At 53.2% G+C, this 20,802-nt stretch carries 14 protein-coding genes; 3 read left to right on the forward strand and 11 right to left on the reverse strand.

The genetic code is table 11. The annotated features are described in order from the left end of the window. Window positions 1–4: 4 nt before the first annotated feature. The 9 genes from PGR91_RS11855 to PGR91_RS11895 all read right to left on the reverse strand — a co-directional run bounded on the left by PGR91_RS11855 (window position 5) and on the right by PGR91_RS11895 (window position 13,626). On the reverse strand, window positions 5–1,195 hold the full coding sequence (locus tag PGR91_RS11855) for a glycosyltransferase (RefSeq protein ID WP_118657022.1): 1,191 nt from the start codon (window positions 1,193–1,195) through the stop codon (window positions 5–7). A gap of 9 nt (window positions 1,196–1,204) precedes the next feature. Then, on the reverse strand, window positions 1,205–2,101 hold the full coding sequence (locus PGR91_RS11860) for a glycosyltransferase family 2 protein (protein ID WP_118657024.1): 897 nt from the start codon (window positions 2,099–2,101) through the stop codon (window positions 1,205–1,207). Beyond that, window positions 2,085–3,548, reverse strand: a complete 1,464-nt coding sequence (locus PGR91_RS11865; RefSeq protein WP_118657026.1) for an O-antigen ligase family protein — start codon at window positions 3,546–3,548, stop codon at window positions 2,085–2,087. Before PGR91_RS11865 ends, PGR91_RS11860 begins: the two co-directional genes overlap by 17 nt. 15 nt (window positions 3,549–3,563) lie before the next feature. Further along, a complete protein-coding gene (locus PGR91_RS11870) occupies window positions 3,564–5,735 on the reverse strand; it encodes a GumC family protein (protein ID WP_118657028.1) in 2,172 nt (723 codons plus the stop codon). A 3-nt stretch (window positions 5,736–5,738) separates the two neighbouring features. Next, the gene (locus tag PGR91_RS11875; RefSeq protein ID WP_172970812.1) at window positions 5,739–6,545 is read right to left on the reverse strand and encodes a TolC family protein; all 807 of its coding nucleotides are present in this window, start codon (window positions 6,543–6,545) and stop codon (window positions 5,739–5,741) included. A 1-nt stretch (window position 6,546) separates the two neighbouring features. Beyond that, entirely contained in the window at window positions 6,547–7,755 is a 1,209-nt protein-coding gene (locus PGR91_RS11880) for a sugar transferase (protein WP_118657030.1), read from the reverse strand. After that, a complete protein-coding gene (locus PGR91_RS11885) occupies window positions 7,748–8,119 on the reverse strand; it encodes a response regulator (RefSeq protein ID WP_055206159.1) in 372 nt (123 codons plus the stop codon). Before PGR91_RS11885 ends, PGR91_RS11880 begins: the two co-directional genes overlap by 8 nt. Window positions 8,120–8,194: 75 nt before the next feature. Continuing rightward, the gene (locus PGR91_RS11890; RefSeq protein ID WP_118657032.1) at window positions 8,195–10,990 is read right to left on the reverse strand and encodes an ATP-binding protein; all 2,796 of its coding nucleotides are present in this window, start codon (window positions 10,988–10,990) and stop codon (window positions 8,195–8,197) included. A gap of 26 nt (window positions 10,991–11,016) precedes the next feature. After that, the gene (locus PGR91_RS11895) at window positions 11,017–13,626 is read right to left on the reverse strand and encodes an ATP-binding protein (RefSeq protein WP_182424262.1); all 2,610 of its coding nucleotides are present in this window, start codon (window positions 13,624–13,626) and stop codon (window positions 11,017–11,019) included. A 356-nt stretch (window positions 13,627–13,982) separates the two neighbouring features. On the opposite strand from PGR91_RS11895, the gene PGR91_RS11900 reads away from it, so the two are divergent. Continuing rightward, window positions 13,983–14,930: a UDP-glucuronic acid decarboxylase family protein gene (locus PGR91_RS11900; protein ID WP_055206167.1), complete on the forward strand. Its 948-nt coding sequence runs from the start codon at window positions 13,983–13,985 to the stop codon at window positions 14,928–14,930. 33 nt (window positions 14,931–14,963) lie between these two features. Further along, a complete protein-coding gene (locus tag PGR91_RS11905) occupies window positions 14,964–16,103 on the forward strand; it encodes a hybrid sensor histidine kinase/response regulator (protein ID WP_118657036.1) in 1,140 nt (379 codons plus the stop codon). 186 nt (window positions 16,104–16,289) lie between these two features. On the opposite strand, the gene PGR91_RS11910 is transcribed toward PGR91_RS11905, so the two are convergent. Together PGR91_RS11910 and PGR91_RS11915 are read right to left on the reverse strand one after the other, a co-directional pair. Continuing rightward, window positions 16,290–18,623, reverse strand: a complete 2,334-nt coding sequence (locus tag PGR91_RS11910; RefSeq protein WP_118657038.1) for an alpha-L-rhamnosidase C-terminal domain-containing protein — start codon at window positions 18,621–18,623, stop codon at window positions 16,290–16,292. 30 nt (window positions 18,624–18,653) lie between these two features. Then, window positions 18,654–19,583: an NYN domain-containing protein gene (locus tag PGR91_RS11915; RefSeq protein ID WP_055206171.1), complete on the reverse strand. Its 930-nt coding sequence runs from the start codon at window positions 19,581–19,583 to the stop codon at window positions 18,654–18,656. A 326-nt stretch (window positions 19,584–19,909) separates the two neighbouring features. On the opposite strand from PGR91_RS11915, the gene PGR91_RS11920 reads away from it, so the two are divergent. Then, the gene (locus PGR91_RS11920; protein WP_118657040.1) at window positions 19,910–20,800 is read left to right on the forward strand and encodes a hypothetical protein; all 891 of its coding nucleotides are present in this window, start codon (window positions 19,910–19,912) and stop codon (window positions 20,798–20,800) included. The last annotated feature ends 2 nt before the right edge of the window (window positions 20,801–20,802 follow it).

The raw sequence follows: 20,802 nt of genomic DNA on the forward strand, positions 1-20,802 counted from the left end.
ATAATCAGTTTACGACAGATTCGTCACCGTGTTCGGTATGAATAAAACGCTTGTTTACGCCCCGCAACCGGAAGAGGTTCAGCACCATCCCGGCGGCCAAGCCAGGCACCTTCCGCAGCGCCCCGCTCAGTTGCCTGTCCGCATGGGAATCCGGGATCGCCATCGCCACCGCCAACCCGAGCAGCCACAGCAGGATTCCCCATTTGACGCCCCAAACGGGATCGGCCGCCGTAAACAGTACCCCGAAAAAGAGAATGCCGGCAATCAGCACCGCCCGCGGCAGCAGCATCCACTGGAATAACTTGTCGGCGTAATCGAAATTACCGCCGGCAATCGCCCCGGGCAGGTCGCGAAGGCCTTTCGCCAACGCGCCGAACTGCGCCGCCAGCCAACGCCTACGCTGGTTGCCGAACGCCTCTCCGCGCTGGGTTTTCTCGTCGTAGACCGGAACGTCCGGCAGGTAATGAATATATATTCCCAGCTTCAACAACAGGGCTTCCAACTCTTTGTCCTCGCCGGCCGTACACGTTTTGCGGATATTATCGCGAAACCATCCGTAATCGAAAGCCATCCCCGAACCGATCAGCGCCGACGAAAGCCCGCTGCGGATATGCCCGGCCCGGAATACCGCATTGTTGATCTCCTCGCTGACGGCGTCGAGAACGGCCGTCGGCGTATTGCGGTTTTTGGCCTGACGATGCGCTTGGACGGCCCGCGTACCCGTCTCGAACGTTTCGTTCAGCCGTCGCAGGAAATCGGGCTGCACCGTATTGTCGGCATCCATCACTACCGCGACGTCGTACCGTTTCCGATCCAGCTTATCGACGGCGAACGTAAGCGCCCGGGCCTTCGAACTGTTTTCGAAATCTACCCTGAGCAGCGTTACCGGCAATCCGGACAATCGTTCGTTCGTCCGATCCTGCATCCGATCCGAGATCACGACCACTTCGTAAGAATCGGCCGGATAATCCTGCCGCAAAAAAGACTCCACCGTCTCTACGATCACACGGTCTTCCTTGTAGGCCGGAAAAAACACGGCGAAACGCCGCTTGCTGCGGACTGGCCGCCGCACGGCGCTCCACGGTCGCAGCATCCCGCCCTTCCAGGCGAAAAACAGCAGATACGCGACCTGCACTGCAAAAACGATCCACAACAGGATATCGGCCCAACCGGCTATTTCGTACAAAACCGCCATGACATAAAATTATAAGATTTTCCAAAAATCCCGCCACCCCCTCAGCACCGCCGAGACGTTCCGCCGGTCGCCTTTCAACGTCGCCGCAAGGCACGCTTTCGGAACCGCCACCGCCGTCTGATAGAGGATCGAAAGCCACCTGTACGCTCCCTTCAGGTTTCGCCGCGCGAATAGCAGCCGGTTGCGGGTCAGGTAATAAGTCCGCAGCGGACTGTTCTGTCCGGCGGAGCGGCTTTCGCGATGAAATACGGTGGCTTTCGGCTCGTACCACAACAGGTATCCGGCCTGCGCGATCCGAACGCACCAGTCCAGCTCTTCATAGTAGAGGAAATACGCCTCCGGCATCGGTCCGACCCGTTCTACCGTCTCCCGGCGGAACATCATGGCGGCGCCGTGACAATACGGAGTGACATGCGGAGCCTGATATTGTCCCCGATCGGGTTCTCCAAAACCGATCAGCGAATTTCGCAACGTAATGCGGCTGAGCGGAGTATACCCGGCGAACTGAATATCGCGCGGAGAATCGGCAAAACGGATCTTCGGGGAGACGCATCCGATCCGGGAATCGTTTTCCAACACGGCGATCAACTCCCGCAGCGAACCGTCCTCGACGAAGGCGTCGTTGTTCAGCAACAGCAGATAATCGCCCCTCGCCGCTCCGATCCCGAGGTTATTTCCTCCGGCGAATCCGAGATTCCGCTCGCTACGAATCAACACCAGCCGCTCCTCGTCCGGAAAATGCCGGCGGATAGCTTCCGCTTCGTCCGTACGCGAAGCGTTGTCGACGACGATCGCCTCGAACGGAATATCCGCCAGATATTTTCTCAGGGAGTCGATCAGCGCTACCGTATCCCCGTATCCGTTATAATTGACGGTAATGACCGACAGCTCAGGCTTCGTCCCCATGCGACAGTTCCTTTTGTTTCCTTGCGGCCAATTCCCGGTCGTACCAGCAACCGGCGAATACGAACGCTTCGCAGATATAGACCATCGGTCCGTTCGGAAAATTCATGATCTCGTTGGCATAACACCCCGCCATCATTCCCCCGGCCCCGGCCAGCAGGGCTCCCAGCAACCCCTTCAACTGCGGATCCCGTATCCGGAACATGATCCGCCACGCCCCGACCCCGAGAATCAAAGCATGCAGAACCAAGTACAGCACAGCGCCTACGGCTCCGGTTTCGACCCATACCATCACATACCACGAGTCGGTCGCAATCCACGACGTAACGGCCGTGTCGTCGAAACGGCTCGCCTTGCCTCCGCCCAACCCGAGCCCGACCCCGAAAGGCTTATCGGCCATAACCCTCCTCAGCCTTTCCTGATTTTCGAGCCGCACCTGGAAAGAAGCGTCTTCGGTCGGATTGAATGCGGAACGTATCCGATAAATCATGACATTGCCGTCCCCGATATGCGTAAATTTAAAGAAGCCGAACAGGATGGCCAACGTCACGACACCGGCCAACAAGATCCGTTTGTTCTTCGTGGTCAGAATATACAGCGCGTAACCTACGAACGGCACGATCACCGCGCTGCGGGTACCCGACAGTCCGAAACCGTAAGCGGCGGCGACAGCGACAGCCAGATAGTAAAACCGCAGCCACCCCCGGACGTAAACCGAGGCGATCGAAAATACGACCATCGAAAACACCATTCCCGAACCGAAATTCGCCGCATCGGTGAAAAAGGAAAAATAACGGGTTCCCGACCAGATGATGTGCGTACTGGCTCCGCCTTCCTGATACAAAAAAATCTTCTCGGCGGTATCGAATCCGACCGTTTTCTGCCACAGCGCCTTGCATACGGCCGTCAGAGTAAGCAACGAAAAGACGAACAGGAAAATCTTCAGGTCGCGGTACCTGCGGAAAATAATCGGCACCGCGAATACCAGCAGCAAAGGGATAAAAGCGTACAGGTTGATCGCAATCATCCAAGCGTCGAAATGAGCGCTCGGCAGGAAAGCGAGCACCGTACAGTACACGAACCAAATCGTCCAGTAAAGGGTAAGCTGATTGAATCCCCTGCGCCACTCCACCTTTCCGAGCCATTGGCTGACGAACAATACCACCAGCAACAATACGGAGAATCCCATCATCAGCATACCGCCTTTCAGGTCGACGTAACGGGTCAGACCGAGGATGTAATAATTGACGGCGATATAAAGCCACAGCGTGGCATGCGGTCTCAGTGCGAAAGCGAAACCCAGCAGCGCGAAAACCGGCAACAGCATGAATGCAACGCCTTGTACCGTTCCCGCACGCACCAGCAATTCGTTTACGACCAGTACGCCAAGCAGCAGGACGACGATCACGAAAAAGCGAGGACGCTCTTTTATCGCACCGGACGATTTCATTGCGGCATTTTCTGTTTAAACTCCCGATTCGTTCTTTTTCGTATCCCGAGCGGTAAGCCCGAGCTGGGAAAGCCGGTAAAGCCAGCGACGGAAACGGGAATAAGGCGGCAACAGCCCCGTGAAATCTTCCGTAACGTCCCAGGCCGTCTGATTCAACACCAGGAACAACGGAGTTTCCCCGCTCTGCTCGCCCACTTTCTCGAAGACTTCCTGATCGATGGTTGTCCACGTCCTGTCCGAACGGGCGATCATCAGGTTCAGGTTCGCACTTTCCAACAACGGGGACGGCACGCTCTCCTCGGTCAGCGGCTGGTGAACGACCAGCACGATCATCGCGTCGCCCGCCTGACAGTAATCCGTCAAATTGTTCGCCAACAAGTAAGATTCGCTCCGGCAATTGAATTCTTCGCGGTAGGACAGCAGGCCTACCTTCAAACCCGACTTTTGCCAATAGTCGCGCAGGTATTGCGCTACGAAATGCTTGCCGTCGCCTTCTTCGGTACTCAGTATATTGATAACAACCGGTTTTTCCCGTCCGAAATAGGGTACGAGGGCTTTAGCCAAGCAATGCATGGCAATCTCTTTGGCCTGCTGATTGAACGGACGGTAACGCCGTGAATTCCGCGGCATGACGCCGAGCACCTTACGGCCGGTAATACGCTCCGCCCGGATGCGGTCGCGCAGCGTGCGGTCGACCAACTCCAGAAACAGAAAATAAGCCACTACGAAAATCGCCGTGCAAACAAAGGCCAGCAGCACCATCATCTTCCGCTTGTGCGGCAGCGGAGATATCGGATAAGACGGTTCATCGGTCACTTTCAGCGTATTGGTCGTCATCTGCAACTGCCTCAACCGCAGGATGGCCGAATTCAAACCTTCCAACAACGAAAGGTAAGTCCTTTCGGTAAAGTCGATTTCACGCTCCTTCGATTTGATCGTGGAACCGATCGGAGCGTAATACGTATATTTTTCGTTCAACTCCCGCCGCCATTTTTCCATCACCTCCTTCTGCGCTTTCGCCTTGGATAATTCCAACGTCTGCGCCAGCCAATCCTGAACGAACCGATCGCTCACGATGCCTTCTTTCGAATACTTGTTTTCATTGATGGTTTTGGTCAATTCGGAGACGCTCCGCTCTTCGGCTTTCAGGGCTTTTTTCAGTGTAGCGAGTTTCTCCAGATTAGCCTCGTTTTTCTGCCCGAAAGCATCTATATTGGTAATCTGCGTCTGCAACTCGGAGATGAGCTTCAACTTCTCCATAAACGCCGAATTACTACGCATATTATTGATATTCATATCAATCCGACCTTCCAACTGCGAAACGGCCGCATCCGCCTTCGCATAGTTCATCAGCACGTCCTGATACTGGATCTCGAACTCTTTGTTGATCGAAGCGACCTCTTTGGTTTCGTCGGTATAATTGATTACCCGTTTTTCGACATTGTAACTGGTCAGCTCGTCTTCGGCGGCTTTCAACTTCGTACCGGCTTCGGCCAGCTCCCTGCGGAAATAAGCGATCGCATCGTTCGTTTCGCCGAAACGCAACGTCTGGTACTGATCGAAAAACTCCTTGACCAGGATCAGTACCGTATTGTAAGTGATCCCCGGATCGCTGTTCTGATACGAAAGTTTCAGCATGTCGCTGGAAGCGATCCGGTCGACGCGGATCTGTTCCAAATCCTTATATCCGAAATATCGGCTGGCTTCCCACATGAACAGGCCGTACAAATGATCCCGGTTGTCGGGTTTCATGTTGTCGAAGAAATTCTCCACCGTCTTGTCTTCGTCGCCTTTTACGATCAAATCCAACACATATTTGGGCGTACGGTCCATCAACCAGCGGTAAGTGTCCGCATTGATGTACGTATTGTTTTTCATCGAATCGCCGTTCATCAGGCAGCGGGCGTACAACCGCATCGATACCCGGCGCAACGTGGCCTCGCTCTTGAGGATATCCATCATATTAACGATCGTGCTGTTTTTCGTATTCCAGTCGGCCTCGCGGACTGACGCCTGCTCGATATCGTACCCCGACACGACGCCCGTATAAACGGTCGTACGCACCTCGTAGTAACGGGCGATATCGCGGGTCTTCCAGATCATATAGCAAGCCGCCAGCACGGGCAGCAGGATCAGCCAGAAACGAATCCGGTAAAAGAACCGGAGAATATACAGCACGTATTTCATAATTTATTTTTTCGAAATGATTTCGGTATTCGACAGAATCTCCAGTTGCAACAGCAAACCGTACAGTTCCGAACGCACATTCTCGTATTCGGTGATGGCCTTGATCTGACGTTCCTTTTCGACATTGATTTCCGACGCTCCGATTTTACTGTTGATAAAATCGTTCTGGCTGATGGCATACTGAGCATCGGCAAATACCCGTTTCTCGGTCGTCGCCTTCAGAATAGGCATGTAACTGAGCACTTTCGAGTAGATCGTTGCGATGGTTACCCGCCGCTCCTCGATCGCGCTCTGCCGTTCGTATTCGACCTTTTCCACCTGTTTGCGCTGACGTTTCACGCTTCCCCGCAAATCGAACAACTTTTCCAGCGGAATCGAAACCGATGCGCCCAGGTTGTAATTGGACTGCGACTGCCGGGAATAGTTTTGCGGAATCGGCATACCGCTCTCATCGTAAAGATGACTGCTCATCGTCCCGTTGCCGTAATAATAATTGGCATTGACGTTCAGAAAAGAGAGGAAATTCCGTTTCTCGCGTTTCAACTGCAACTCCTCGAATTCTTTCTGTTTTTCCAGCGCCAGCACGCCGGGGTTCTGCTCCGCATTGGCATAGAGCTGCTCCAGCGACGGCAGAACGACCTTGCCCAACTCATAGCCCGAAGGCCCGAAACCGGCCAGGTCGTCGATCGTATCCGTGGCGGCGGCGCTCGCCGGAACCGCTCCATCCAAACTATCAGGTTGCTGGGCCGTAACCGCCCCGCAACACAAAATCGCGGTCAGCGCGATCAAACCCGAAACTCTTTTCGACATACTATACATTTTCTTTTTGTACGAACGCTGATATCGTTTTTAAGATTATCCGGAAATCCATCCCGAACGAAAAATCCCGGGCATATTCGATGTCCAGTTTCTTCCGCTCTTCGGCGGACATACTGCCCGAATCGCCCCGCTTCTCTACCTGCCATAACCCGGTCAGCCCGGCCGGAGCCATAAAACGGTCGATATATTCGTCGCTGGTCAGCCGTTCGGCTTCGTACAACGGCAGCGGACGGTTCCCCACAACGGACATATCTCCTTTCAGGATATTGATCAATTGCGGAAGTTCGTCGATGCTGTATTTGCGAATGAACCGCCCGACCCGCGTAATCCGCGGATCGTTTTCCAGTTTCACGAATGCATTTTCCTGTTCATAGCTTTTCTGGTCGATGTATTCCTTTTCTAAAATCACCTCGTCATCGGAAACCAACACCACGTCGTCGTCGCCGACCAAAAAATTCCCGTCGGGCAAAACGCCGTCTGCCAAAAAATCTCCGGAAATATTCAATTTTCCGCCGTCCTCATCGGTCGTCTTCTCGAATTTATACTGGTTCAACTGCTCGTAATGCTTCAATTGCTTTTCAGCCCCCGCATACATCGACCGGAATTTCAGGAAATCGAACACCCGGTAGTTGCTTCCCACCCTCTTGGAACGATAAACCGCCGCGCCTTTGCTTTCCAGTCGGATTGCCAGCATCGTCAGCAGCAGCAACGGCGACAGCGACAGCAAAGCGACCGACGAGAAACAGATGTCGAAAAGCCTTTTCCATAAAGGCAGGCGAAAATGGCAGATCGCTTCCTGCGACGCTTTCTCCCTTTTTCCGAGAATCATCTCCCGGGTCTGCTGTATAAACGAAAGCCGGCTTACGAACTGTTCTTTCGGAATATGCCGGAGCATGGTATCGTTCACGCCCGCTTTCAGGTATCCGCTCCTCTCGTCCGGCGTCAGTTCATTTCCTATCAGAATCAGGTAAACATTCCCGCGGGTTTTCCGAAAAGCCCTGATCGCGGACAAATCCCTGTCTATCGTCGTTTTTTCCCAAAGAACGACGATTTCGCTTTTCGAATCGCCTGATCCGACCTGTTGCAGGGAATTACTGCCGTCGGCCGCTTCACGAAACGAATACCCGTCGGCAATATCGCGAAAATACTCTTTCAATACGGAATCCGGTCCGACAAAAAGCAGATCGAACTCTTTACTCATTTTCGATGATCTTCCGGATTCTGATTTTCAACTCCATGGGATTAAACGGTTTGACGATATAATCGGAAGCGCCCACTTCCAGCAGGCGTATCCGTTCGGAGGTGCTTTCCTCGCTCGACAGAATAATCACAGGGAAAGATTTGAACAGCTCGTTGTTCTTGACATATTCCAGAAACTCATCGCCGCGCATAACCGGCATCCGAATGTCCGAAATTATCAGATCGGGCTTATTCCCCTCCTGTAGCCACTGAATCCCCTTCAATGCATTGTCGAAATAAACGACATCGTATTCGCCGGATAAATAAACCGCCACCACTTTCGCTATGGACTCCTTATCGTCCAAAAGCAAAATCGTTTTCTTCATAACTTCCGATTTTAAAATCGCAATATTCCCGGCGGAGCGCAACATACCCGAATCCGTCAGACAAATGTAAATAAATTATTTAATAATCGTTCTTTTTTTAATCCTATAAGGTAATTTAAACCAAAAATAAGAACCTTTGCCCGTTTTCGACTCGGCTCCGATGCGACCGCCCAGTTGCTCGATCAAACTTTTACAGATAGGCAGTCCCAATCCGGTTCCCTGAATAAAACTGTTCAACTTCACGAACCGGTCGAAAACATGACCGAGCTGCTCTTTGGAAATCCCGACGCCGGTATCGCGGACATAAAACTCCACATCGTTCTTATGCGGCACGAGTCCCGCATGAATACTGCCCTTCGAGGTAAACTTGGCGGCATTGTTGATAAAATTCACCAGCACCTGGGCAATCCGATTCTTGTCGCTGTGTACGACGCATTCCGCCGCCGGTTCGTCGAAAATCAACTCTACGCCGGGCTGCGTTTTCATCCGTAGCGACATAACGATTTCACGGCATAGCCTGTTGCACGGCACGTCCGCATAATTGAATTCGAAAACGCCCGCTTCGATCTTCGACAGATCGAGAATATCCGAGACCAACTGCAACAACAAATCGCTGTTATCCTGCACGATCTGCATATAATGCTCCCGGTCTTCCTTCTCGAAAGCTTCCTGACTCAGTAACATCTGGGAGAAACCGACGATCGCATTCAACGGAGTGCGGATCTCATGGCTCATGTTCGCCAGGAACGCGGATTTCAACCGATCCATTTTTTCCGCTTTCTCTTTGGCCACGATCAGGCTTTGCTGGGTCTCCTTGATCTGGGTAATGTCGATATTCACCCCGATCACCTCGGTCGACCCGTCGGCAAGGGAGTTTACGATCATGTCGATGCGCAGCCACCGCCATTTCCTGTCGGCGGGCCCTTTGACCCGGACTTCCCGCTGGTAAGAATCGACTCTACGGTTCCGGGCCGCAGCGAAGAACGCATACATGTGTTTGCGATCCTCCCGGTGCACATAGCGGAATCCCCGGCCGGCCACCTCCCGCACGCTCGAATGGACCGGCTCGCCCAGATTTCGGAACCACTGCGGAATGGCCGTTCCAGTCTGCGTATCGAAATTGTATTTCCCATATCCTACTTTCGCAAAATCGGCGACCAGCGAGAAGATATGCTCGAAATCGTGGATCCGGTTCTGGATATTGACCGTATCGGTGTTATCGATCACGATGCACAGATGGTAAAGCAGGCGGTTGCCGCCGTCATAAAGCGGAACATACTTGGCGACGATATCCTTACGGGTATCCCGGTCTTCGAAAGACGTATTGTAATAATCGCTGAGCAGACCGAACCGGTAGTCCAGCCGGAAATCGACCGGTTGCCTGTTCCGAATCTTCTCTTTCACCTGCTCCGGCACCAGCGGGTTGTCCATAATATTGATTCCCAATACCTCGTCCGGCCGGACGCCGAAAATCTCGCAATCTTTCGGATTGATACTTCTCAGACTGCCTTCCGGATCGTACAGTTCAATCCCGACCGGAATGTTCCGGAACAAGTTATCGAGCATTCGTTCGTGCTGCTTGGATTCTTCATTGGCTTTTACGGTTTCCGTCTCGTCTTTCAGCAGGGTAATCACCTCGTCGGGACCGGATAAATAATCGATCTCCTTGCAGTGCACTCCCGTCCGTTCGATATAACGATCGCGCTTGTACTGTAATTTTTGCTCCGGAGAAGTCGACCGGATGATCGACAGGCTGGTGTTCACCTCCTCCTGAGAAAGTATATCCGAAGCCCGGAGACCGGCCAGTTCCTCGCAGGCAAGACCGATCAGTTTTTCAGCCATCTGGTTGGCGTATTCGAACCGGCAGTCCGTAACTTTGCCGGAACCGTCGCGCACCAAACGGCTGCGCAAGAATCCGATCGGCATGTGACTGTACAGCTCCTTATAATACAAACTTTCCCGTTCCGCCTTTTTTCGACTGTAATAAAGCCCTATGCAAATGGAAATGATGTTGGCCAGAAAGGAGAACCACTGGTAATCCTCCCGGCTCCAGTTACGGGACTCCCGCACCATATCGATTCCCATGTATCCGTAAACGGATTCCGTAGACATCATAGGCACCACCATCAACGACCGAATGTTCTGTGCGTCAAGAATATTTCTTTCCTGAACGATCTGCGGCGGAAGATCGTCCAGCGTATTGAGAATAATCGGCCGTTTGTTCAGAACCTGCCCGCTCCACCACGGACTCTCTTCCAAAGGCATCTTCTGCAACATGTCGATCTGCGGCGAAGTGCCTTCGGCGACTGCTTCGTAAACGCAACTATGATATTTTTCCGACTCGTTCAGTTCGAAAATATAGGCCCGGTCGGCATGGAAACGCTTCAAAAGCTCTTTCAGGATATTTTCGCATACATGTTTCAGATCCTTTGTCTTGAGGAAAGAGAACAACAAACGGGATATATGCTTTTGCTGCTGCAATATATCGTTGACCTGCCGTCTGCTTGCTTCACCTCCCTTCGGCAACAACAACACCGAGAAAAGCGCCTTTCCGCCGTGTTCCCCGGCATACGCGCACCTCACCCACTGTTCCCCGGCCGAAACGGCGATCGGAAATTCAATCGCCGTTTTCGAATCGCCGTGATCGGACAGCAACACACTGGCGTCCACTCGGCTTCTGAAATCCGTCCGGACCAACTGCAAAAAATCATTCTGGCTCAACGTATCATTCGATAGATCAAGAGCATCCCCCAGCAATGAAGAAAAATGGCAACGCCCTCCTCCGGACTCTTTTTCGATCCATCCCACCTGCGCCGCGTCCAGCAGACACCGCATTTTCCGAATATCCAAATTATCTTCCGACAATTCCATAGCGCGAAATAACCTACAATCCGAATTTAAAGATACTTGTTAAACAACCGTTCGACTTGTTCCCGGCTCCAGGGAACAGCCATGAAATCATCGTAACAGTCCGTCGGCGCAGAATTGCCGAATGCGACGACCGGAACCCCGGGAGATACCTCTTTAATGATTCCGGCGACCTCGGCGCAGTTTATATCCGTCACGGCGACATTCAACAAAACCAACTGGGGGCGGTACTGCTCGAACAACGTAACCGCCTCTACGCCGCTGTCGGCCCGTACGAAAAAGATCCCGTCTCCGAAAGTATCGCACAGCAGATCGAAATCCGACGGCTCGCTCTCCACGACCAGCACCGTCACGGTACCGGAAACAGCCTTCCGTGCCCCGGCTTTCCGGACAGACGTTTTCAGCCTGCCCGGATTTCCCGAACCGACACGCTCGTTCACCGGCGGAACATATGGAATCGTAAATACGAACTTCGTGCCTCTTCCTATCGCCGACTCCACGCCGATCCGTCCGCCCATCTTTTCGATCAATACTTTACAGATAGGCAGGCCGAGTCCCGTTCCCTGAGCGAAATCGTTTCCTTTGACGAACCGGTCGAAAATCTTATCCTGCTTGTCGGTCTCAATCCCCGATCCCGTATCTTCCACATAACAGACGATATTCGGTCCGTCGAGCCGGTACCCGAACGTCACACGCCCGGAATCTGTAAATTTGAACGCATTGGTAATCAGGTTCGCAAAAACCTGGAACAGGCGGTTCGGATCGGTACGGGTCACCAGATTCGGACTCGATCCGTCGAACGAGAAAATCACATTGCCCGGACAACGGAACAGGTTGGCATTGAGCAACTCCCCGCACAGCACCCGCATATTGACCGGCTTGGACGACAGTTCCAGCATCCCCGCCTCGATCTTCGACATGTCCAGGATCTCATTGATCAGCGACAACAACCGTTCGTTGTTGGTCTCTACGATCTTATACATTCCGCGGCGTTCTTCCATATCCTGAGTCTCCGCAATGATATTCGAAAATCCGACGATCGCATTCAGCGGAGTCCGGATCTCGTGGCTCATATTGGCCAGGAACGCCGACTTCAGGCGTCCCGACTCTTCGGCTTTCTCTTTGGCCTCTACGAGTTCTTTCTCCAAAGCGACGCGGGAAGTAATATCCCAAAACACACCGATAATCAAAGGCGTGCCGTCTTTCTTCTCTGAATAGATACGCACCTCCTCGTACGTGACAGGAGAACCGGAGGCTCCGCCGACCTGCCCGGTACGTTCGATCTTCGTCCGGTCGGAAACAAGCTGCAGGTCTTCATTTCGGATGGCTTCGGCTTTGCTGCGGCCGAATATCTCAAAATCGTTCTTTCCGATCACGTCCTCGCGGCCGGACCGCAGGAAATCGAATGCCGACCGGTTGCAGAACAGGTACTTGAAATCATCGGCGACGTCCTTGACATACAGGCCGACCGGAATATTATTGATAATCGAATTGGTCAGGTATTGCAGACTGTTGATCTCGTCTTCCCGCTTCAGACGTTCGGAAATATCCCGGGCGAACACCCAGATCAATTCCTGGTGCAACTGATTCTCAATCAAGTAAGAGTAATTCTCGAAAGTCATCGCCTCTCCCTGACCGTCCGACACCCTGTCCTGCGTAAAATTCCAACTGCCGCCGTTTTCTCGGAGGCTCCTGAGCCAATCGCCCCATTGCGTCTTGTCTACCAGCGTTTTATTCAGGTCGAACACCTTCTCGCCGATGACATCCCGTGGGCGATCGCTCACGTTATGTTCCAGAAACGTTTTATTGGCGAATGCCAACGAACCGTCGGGTTCGACGGCGAAAACATCCTCAGAAACGGAATCGATAGCCTGCCGCAACATCTCGATGCGCGTCTGTCCGGTAATCAGATCCGTAACATTCTGCACATAACCTTCCCACAGATAGCCTCCGTCGGAAGGCCGGCAACTGATCGGCTCGACCCGCAGCACCACATCCCCGTACTGGTAATGCATCATATACTGGATACTCTCTTGCCGACGGCCGGCGTCCAACCCCCGGATATATTCCTTGACCTTTTCCACGTCCGTCACAGACATCCGAGAAAAATATTCGGCCATATCCATCTCCCGGTATTCGCCCGGTTGGAACATAGGATCGGCATACCCCTTCGATTCGAGCCGCTGCTTTTTCGAATCGTACTTCCACACGCCGATCCCGGCGAGCCTTTTCAGATCTTCCACCTTTTGTTCCTCCTGCCGCAGCAGTCGCTCGTGCTTATTGATATAATAGGAAATATTCCTCAGCCGGATCATAGCGTGGAAGTCGTCGTATCGGCTCATCGAAATCACATAATAAACGGACAATTCCCCCGTTTCCCCCGCACATTCGTAAAGATCTTCGCAAAATCCTTTCCGTCCGCTCCACAAGGTTGAAAATCCGGCGCGCAACGAGCCCGAAGCCGAAGCCGGAAAAAGGTCGAAAATATTCTCCCCCACCATCCGATTGCTCAGATAGCGGTCTTCGGTCTGGAGCTGGGCATGCACACACATCCCGCCCCGATCGACCAGCAATAAATTTCCCGAGCACAATCCACGATCCCTGGACGGACATTGTATCTCAAATCTAAACGTTTCCATCGACAACCTTTTAAGCCTCGCCACCATACCGACATCGCAAAGATAAAAGAATATCGCAATATAATGACACGAAATTGAAAAAACCCAATTCCCATTTTTTCAATATTCCAAATGACCGATCCCCGCACATTCAACACCTTAATTTTTATCGTCATATCAGACCTTCGGAAAACGCCGTTTTCCATATAATTTTATTAACATTTAAAAAATATAATCGTTCAGACAGAAGAAAAAATAATAACTTTGTCGTCAATTCGGACGTTCATCCGTCCATTCCGGCCTGCTTGCTCCGGGGCGCCATCCGGGTCAACCATGCAGTGTAACGATTTTAGGCAATTTAAATTCGCTCTGTTTTTATGAAAAGAATATTGGTTACGGGAGGCGCAGGCTTTATCGGATCGCATTTGTGCGTTCGACTGCTCAACGAAGGTTGTCAGGTTGTCTGCCTGGATAATTTTCTCACCGGATCGCCGAAGAACATCCAACACCTGACCGCCAATCCGAATTTCCAAATGGCGGAACAGGATATTACGACCCCTTATTGTCCGGACGGTCCGATCGACGAGATCTACAATCTGGCCTGCCCGGCTTCGCCTATACATTACCAGTACAATCCGATCAAGACACTGAAAACGAACGTACTCGGCGCGATCAACATGCTGGATCTGGCCATTAAGAAACGCTCGAAGCTGCTACAAGCATCTACCAGCGAAGTCTACGGAGACCCGGCCGTGCATCCCCAACCCGAAACGTACTGGGGGAATGTCAACCCGATCGGGCCGCGTTCATGCTACGACGAAGGCAAGCGTTGCGCGGAAACGCTGTGCATGGATTACTACCGGCAATACCGGATTCCGATTAAAATCGTTCGCATATTCAATACCTACGGCCCGAACATGTGTCTCAACGACGGACGCGTAATCTCGAATTTCACCATACAGGCACTGATGAACCAGGACATTACGGTCTACGGAGACGGCTCTCAAACCCGCAGTTTTCTCTATATCGACGATCTCGTCGAAGGCCTGGTGCGCACGATGGCGACGGACGATGATTTTACAGGCCCGGTCAACCTGGGAAATCCGCGCGAATTCACGATCCGCCAACTGGCGACGCTCGTACTGGAGATCACGCGGTCGAAGGCGAGCGTCATCCTCAAACCGCTGCCGGCCGACGACCCGCAGCGCAGAAAACCGGACATTACGACCGCGCAGGAAAACCTCGGATGGAGTCCCACCATACTCCTCGAACAGGGACTGGTAAAAATGATGAAATATTTCAAAGAGGAATTGAAAATCAAATAACCGGACCGGAAGCCCTACTTAAACTGATTTTCAATGGATACAAGCCTGGATTTCAACGCTGCGGAATATAAAATTCTGATCGTGGACGACGTCGTATCGAACGTGTTGCTCCTGAAAGTGCTCCTAAAGAACCTGAACTACCAAATCGCCACCGCGAACGACGGCCTGCAAGCGCTATCGGCCGTAGAGACGGAAAAGCCGGATCTGATCCTGCTGGATGTCATGATGCCCGGTCTGAACGGATTCGAGGTCGCCGAAAAGTTGAAAGAGAATCCGGAAACAAGAGACATCCCGATCATCTTTCTGACCGCGCTGAACGCTACGTCCGACGTCGTCCGGGGTTTCAAAGCCGGGGCCAACGACTTCATATCGAAACCTTTCCACAAAGAGGAACTGCTGATCCGGGTATCCCATCAGATCTCGCTGATCGCCGCCAGGCGGATCATCATCCGGCAAACCGAAGAGCTGCAGCGCACGATATCGGGACGGGATAAACTGTACTCGGTCATCGCGCACGACCTGCGCTCGCCGATCGGTTCGATCAAAATGGTTCTGAACATGCTGCTGCTGAACCTTCCGGCTTCGTCGATCGGAAAGGATATGCACGAAATGCTGAACATGGCCAACCGCATGACCGAAGAGGTCTTCTCGTTGCTGGACAACCTGCTGAAATGGACGAAAAGCCAGATCGGACGGCTGAATGTCGTCTATCAGCAATTCGACCTCGTCCCGATCATACAAGGGGTCATCGAAATATTCTCGATCGCGGCCGAACTGAAAAACATCCGGCTCCGGGTCGAAATTCCCGACACGCTGGAAGTGTACGCCGACTGCGACATGATGAAAACCGTCATCCGGAACCTGATCAGCAACGCGATGAAATTCACGCCAGAAGGGGGCGACATCACGATTCGCGTCCGGCAGGATGCACAGGCGGCGATCGTCGAAGCGTCCGACAGCGGATGCGGCATCAGCAAGGAGAATCAGGCCAAACTGATGAAACCGAGCACTCATTTCAGCACGTTCGGCACCAAAAACGAAGAAGGATCGGGACTCGGCCTGCTGTTGTGCCAGGATTTTGCGACGAAGAACGGAGGACGCCTCTGGTTCGAATCGGAAGAAGGCAAAGGCTCGACGTTCAGTTTCTCGATCCCGTTGCAGAAAACGGAATAAACGACAAACTGTACCGTATCGAAAAAGGAGGGAAATTTTCCCTCCTTTTTCGATATTCTAACCGGATTTATTTCATTTCCGAACCGAAACGTTCTCCGGCTTTCCGGAAGCCCTTCCCGACTCCGTCCCGTTCGCCTCGAAAGAAATCTTCCGATAGCATCCACCGATATTCCGGCACAGCCAAGGTCAACGGACGGCTATCAGCTTGTAAGCGCCACCCTTCACTTCGAAACTCAGGTGCAGGTCGCTGGGCTGTTTTTTGATGAAACGAGCCACTTTATTGCGTACCGGACTGCCGTTCTTCCAGACGGTCGTCCCGTTGATCTTCACTTCGCGCACGCCCTGTTTCGGAGCGCCGATCACCCCTTCGTACTCTTTCGGAAACTCCGTATCCAACACAAATACGTTCGGACTGGATTCGAAAGCCGACGTTACCCGGCCGATCGGAGTGACCACCGAAGCTTTCGCCCACGACAGGCCGGACGGCAACGGCAACACCCCGACCTTGTTGTAAGCCACGTCCATCGGACGGATACCGCAAATATACCGGTAAGCCACCGTCAGGCCTCCCCCGCTCCACGCGTGGTTGACGCTGCCGCCGCCGAATCCTTCGCTACCGATCCCCCACCCCTCGAAAAGCGTGGTGAAATAGTCGTTCCGCACCATATTCGAAAAACGGCGGTTATGTCGTGCAAAACCTTCGTCGCCGTTCCCCATCTGCATCAGGGCTTCGAAAACGTATTTTTCCATATAGGGGCTCGCGTTCTCCTGCGAACGAAATACGTTCAGGATAGCCGGATATTTGTCCGGATCGGCCAGCCCGGATACGACCGCCAACGCATGAACGCGGTCATCGGTCGCTTTTTTGTACTCCGGATCGCGGTACTCCTTACCGTTCCAGAAATGACTGTTGAACGCCTGCTTCAGCGCCGCCATCTCTTCGGTATACGACCGGGCGTCGGCCGCATGGCCGAGCACTTCGGCCGCATTGCGCATCCCTTTGATCATCAAGTAATACCACGCATTTTGCAACGGCAGAATGTCGATATTGTCGCCCCAATCGCCCCAATTCCATCCGCCGTCGCGCAGCAATACGGTTCCTTTGGGGCCCTTTTTCCATAGGGCGATGTAACGCTGTACGGCCGGATACACTTCGGCGAGCGTCTCCTTATCGCCCGTATACCAATAGTAGTTCCACAACCCGTAGTAACCCAGCGAAGCCATCACCTGGCCCGGCAGTTCCTTGTCCCAATTCGACGACGGAACGGGGGCATAAATCACGCCGTCGGGCTTCTGCCATCCGGCAAGATTATGGAGCCATTTGCGGGTCAGTCGGTTGGCCGACTCGGACAGGGCGTAAAACGCCTCTCCGGATTCATTGACCACATCTCCCGTCCACTGCGAACGCTCGCGGTCGGGACAATCCATGTAGGTATCGCGCATCGTAATATACAGCGTGCGCACGGCTTTGGTCAGGAAACGGTTGAACTCCGGATCGGAGCATTCGAACGTACCGACGAATTCGGTATCGTAACCGCTCTCGCGGAACTTCAGCTCCATCACCTCCGCATCGGCAGGCACTACGTAGTAAACCCGGTGTCCGTTCGTCCACCCTTTGTTCTCGTAGTCCTGCACGCCGTCGCGGGCGATGTATTCGCAGCGCAGGTAATTATCCCCGCCGTTGTATTTCAAATAGTTATCGGTAAATATCTGCACTTTATCCCCGGACGAGGCCTTCAGTTTGATATAAGGCGTGATCTGTGCATTGTAAGGCAGCGTACAAACGATCGTATCGCCGTTGCGAACCTGAGACGGGTAGTCCTGCAACTCGCCCACCTTCCACAGCGGAATCGGCCGCAACACCAGCTTGTTCCATGGCCGGCTGCCTGCGGTTCCGTTTTCGACGGCCTGCGGCATCTCGTCGGCATTGAAGTCCGGCTGGTGCCATGCCCGTCCCGCCTTGCGGGCGTCGTACCGGATATTGGACTCGGCGAGCCGCATGTTCGGATCGGGAGGCGGACAGGTTCCGTAAGCCGGATTCGCCTCGCATTTCCACGAATCGTCGCTCAGGATATCGAACGAAGGGGTCTGGCAATCGAACAACAACCCGGCTTTCCCGCTGTCGTTATGCGAAAACGACGGCCGGCCGAAGTACCACAGCAACACGGCGATCGTATTCTCGCCGCGTTTTAGGTAAGGAGCAATCTCCACCTCATCGTAATAGGTATCGAGCGGATTGGGGCCCCGTTTCAGTCCGCCTTCGAAGACCACCGGCTTCCCGTTGATCCATAGCCAGTATTTGCTGTCCGCCCCGATCCGTGCGATCACGGAAGTCGGTACGTTCGGCAGGTTCACCTCTTTGCGGAAATTAAGCCAGGTGTTCGGCTGCTCCCGGGTAGTCCCCGAACTGATCCATTTGGCTTTCCATTCGACATTCTGTTCGGAACTCTTCGCCGTCGCACGGTATCCGCACAACGACAACAGCAGGCCCATCACGATGGACAACACTTTCAGATTCATGGCTATTTATAGGTATGAGTTAAATCTCTGCTACAAATCGGGCTGCTCGTCGGACTCCAAATTCTCCACCTCCTCGGGCGTAAGTTTTCGCACGTTCTTGGCAACGTCCTGCTTCTGGGGATTTTGCTCGACGGTAAATTCCACCTTGTCTCCGACGGAGAGATCGCTGAACTCGCCGACCACGTCCTGATAATGGAAAAACAGGTTGTTGTTGGGATACTTGATAAACCCGAACCCGTTTTTCAGGCTCAGCACTTCGCTGACCTCGTACGATTTGGTTCGCTCGGTCTGCTGTCGGGAAGGATCCACCGGAACAAACAGGTCGTTAATCAGCGGATTGTTCTGCTCGATCCCGTAATCGATCACGTCGTGCATCGCGACCGGATAAGTCGCCATCGACAACAGTTCGTGCGAAGTTTTGGTAATCATCCGCACCCCTTCGTCGGTAGTATACTCGAAATCCCAGCTCAGCAGCATGACCCGCACGCCGAAGGACATCAATTTGCGCAGCAGAGGCGTATAATCCGTATCGGCGACGATCAACACGACGATATCCAGCCGCCGCATCATCACCAGTTCGAAAGCCTCCAGCGACAGCCATACGTCTATCCCTCGCTCCTCGCGTTTTCCGAGCAGGTTGCGCAGGGGCAGGTAATGCGGATGTATGCCCTCGGCCATCAGGATATCGTCGAAAACGCGGTCATTGTACAATTGGTTGCCGCGCTGAGCCGCATCCGCAGCGTTCAGGCGCCCCCTGAAATAGTGCGCTTCGGCAATCTGACACTGCAACGGTTCGACCCCTTCCTCCTCGGCGACGCGATGCTGGATAAAACGGTGCAATCCTCCCAACGAAAGGCGCCGTTTCATGTGATGAATATAATTGTAATAATTCGATGCGTGCAACAAAAAATTCCCGTCGTAAAAAATGCCGATCCTACGGGATTCAAAAGGTGATATCATACCATTTATCTTTTCTCAATATTTGTTCTATAAATCAGTAAAAACCATTTATTTACACGCAAATTACCGGGATTGCGTATGAATTAAGATTTTCAAAATTATAATAATTTATTGAAAATACAATCTCCGATTCATTTTTTATCATTTCACAGTCCGCATACCGAATTCCTTTTTTGCAAAATGAAGCATACAGGTGTTTGTAATAATCGGTATAAAGTTTAACTTTGAAAAAAATTTCGCCGTCCGCTACGGACGCACATCCGGCGGCCCGTCCGGCCCGGACAAGTCCGTCGGCAACGGAATGAATCGCCTAAAGTACTGTAAAGATGGATATTCGGAAATTGATTGAAGAGATTGACAGCATCCGGCAAATTGCCGAAACGTGGAAGGAAACGGACAAAACGCCCGAGATCGAAAAAGGGATCGTACTCGATAAACTGAAAAAACTTTACGAAATGCTACTGCTGCCGCCGCAGCCGACGCCGACCGTTGCGGAAACGGAATGTGCTATTCGCGCGGCGGAAGACACGGCAGCGCCCGCCGCAGTGCCGATCCCGACGGAGGAACCCGTCATCGGGAACGAAATCGTTCCGGAAACGGTAAACGTCCCGCCGATCGTAGAACCGACCGCGCCGCCGGTCGCGGAAATCGAAACGACGGTCTCCGTCGAACAGCAGCTTTTCGGAGACGAGCAGACCGTCCGTCCGCGCATGGACAAACAGGTGATCCTGTCGTTGTACGGGGACGCTCCGACGCAGCCGACCCACCCGCATAACCCGACGCCGCAGGCACGCTCCTACGAGGCTCCGCATCCGGCCCCGCCCGTTGCTGCGCCGGAACCGGCCGGACAAAACGGCCCGGCTTCCGACACGGCCGCCCACAAAAAAGTGCTCGGCGAAACTTTCGCCAACGGAAACGGAGTCGCGATGAACGAAGTGCTCGGAAAACAAACGGCACACGCCGACGTGGCTTCCAAACTACAATCGCAGAGCATCAGCGGCGACCTGCGCCAATGTATCGGGATCAACGACCGCTTCATGCTGATCCGCAGCCTGTTCAACGGGAATGCCGACCAGTATGCGGCGGCCATCGCGCAACTGAACGCCTTTACCGACCTGAACGACGCGCTGCTGTACATTCAGGAAAACTATCAGTGGGATCCGGACAGCGAAGGAGTGCGGCTGCTCGTGGATCTGCTGGAACGTAAACTGGGTTGATG

It is taken from the genome of Candidatus Alistipes pullistercoris, from assembly GCF_027665465.1.
GTDB lineage: Bacteria > Bacteroidota > Bacteroidia > Bacteroidales > Rikenellaceae > Alistipes_A > Alistipes_A hominis.

What these genes read in the sequence shown, in the direction of transcription:
- PGR91_RS11855 (WP_118657022.1), bottom strand. Translation starts at nt 1,195, where the DNA reads ATGGCGGTTTTGTACGAAATAGCCGGTTGGGCCGATATCCTGTTGTGG.
- PGR91_RS11860 (WP_118657024.1), bottom strand. Translation starts at nt 2,101, where the DNA reads ATGGGGACGAAGCCTGAGCTGTCGGTCATTACCGTCAATTATAACGGA.
- PGR91_RS11865 (WP_118657026.1), bottom strand. Translation starts at nt 3,548, where the DNA reads ATGAAATCGTCCGGTGCGATAAAAGAGCGTCCTCGCTTTTTCGTGATC.
- PGR91_RS11870 (WP_118657028.1), bottom strand. Translation starts at nt 5,735, where the DNA reads ATGAAATACGTGCTGTATATTCTCCGGTTCTTTTACCGGATTCGTTTC.
- PGR91_RS11875 (WP_172970812.1), bottom strand. Translation starts at nt 6,545, where the DNA reads ATGTCGAAAAGAGTTTCGGGTTTGATCGCGCTGACCGCGATTTTGTGT.
- PGR91_RS11880 (WP_118657030.1), bottom strand. Translation starts at nt 7,755, where the DNA reads ATGAGTAAAGAGTTCGATCTGCTTTTTGTCGGACCGGATTCCGTATTG.
- PGR91_RS11885 (WP_055206159.1), bottom strand. Translation starts at nt 8,119, where the DNA reads ATGAAGAAAACGATTTTGCTTTTGGACGATAAGGAGTCCATAGCGAAA.
- PGR91_RS11890 (WP_118657032.1), bottom strand. Translation starts at nt 10,990, where the DNA reads ATGGAATTGTCGGAAGATAATTTGGATATTCGGAAAATGCGGTGTCTG.
- PGR91_RS11895 (WP_182424262.1), bottom strand. Translation starts at nt 13,626, where the DNA reads ATGGAAACGTTTAGATTTGAGATACAATGTCCGTCCAGGGATCGTGGA.
- PGR91_RS11900 (WP_055206167.1), top strand. Translation starts at nt 13,983, where the DNA reads ATGAAAAGAATATTGGTTACGGGAGGCGCAGGCTTTATCGGATCGCAT.
- PGR91_RS11905 (WP_118657036.1), top strand. Translation starts at nt 14,964, where the DNA reads ATGGATACAAGCCTGGATTTCAACGCTGCGGAATATAAAATTCTGATC.
- PGR91_RS11910 (WP_118657038.1), bottom strand. Translation starts at nt 18,623, where the DNA reads ATGAATCTGAAAGTGTTGTCCATCGTGATGGGCCTGCTGTTGTCGTTG.
- PGR91_RS11915 (WP_055206171.1), bottom strand. Translation starts at nt 19,583, where the DNA reads ATGATATCACCTTTTGAATCCCGTAGGATCGGCATTTTTTACGACGGG.
- PGR91_RS11920 (WP_118657040.1), top strand. Translation starts at nt 19,910, where the DNA reads ATGGATATTCGGAAATTGATTGAAGAGATTGACAGCATCCGGCAAATT.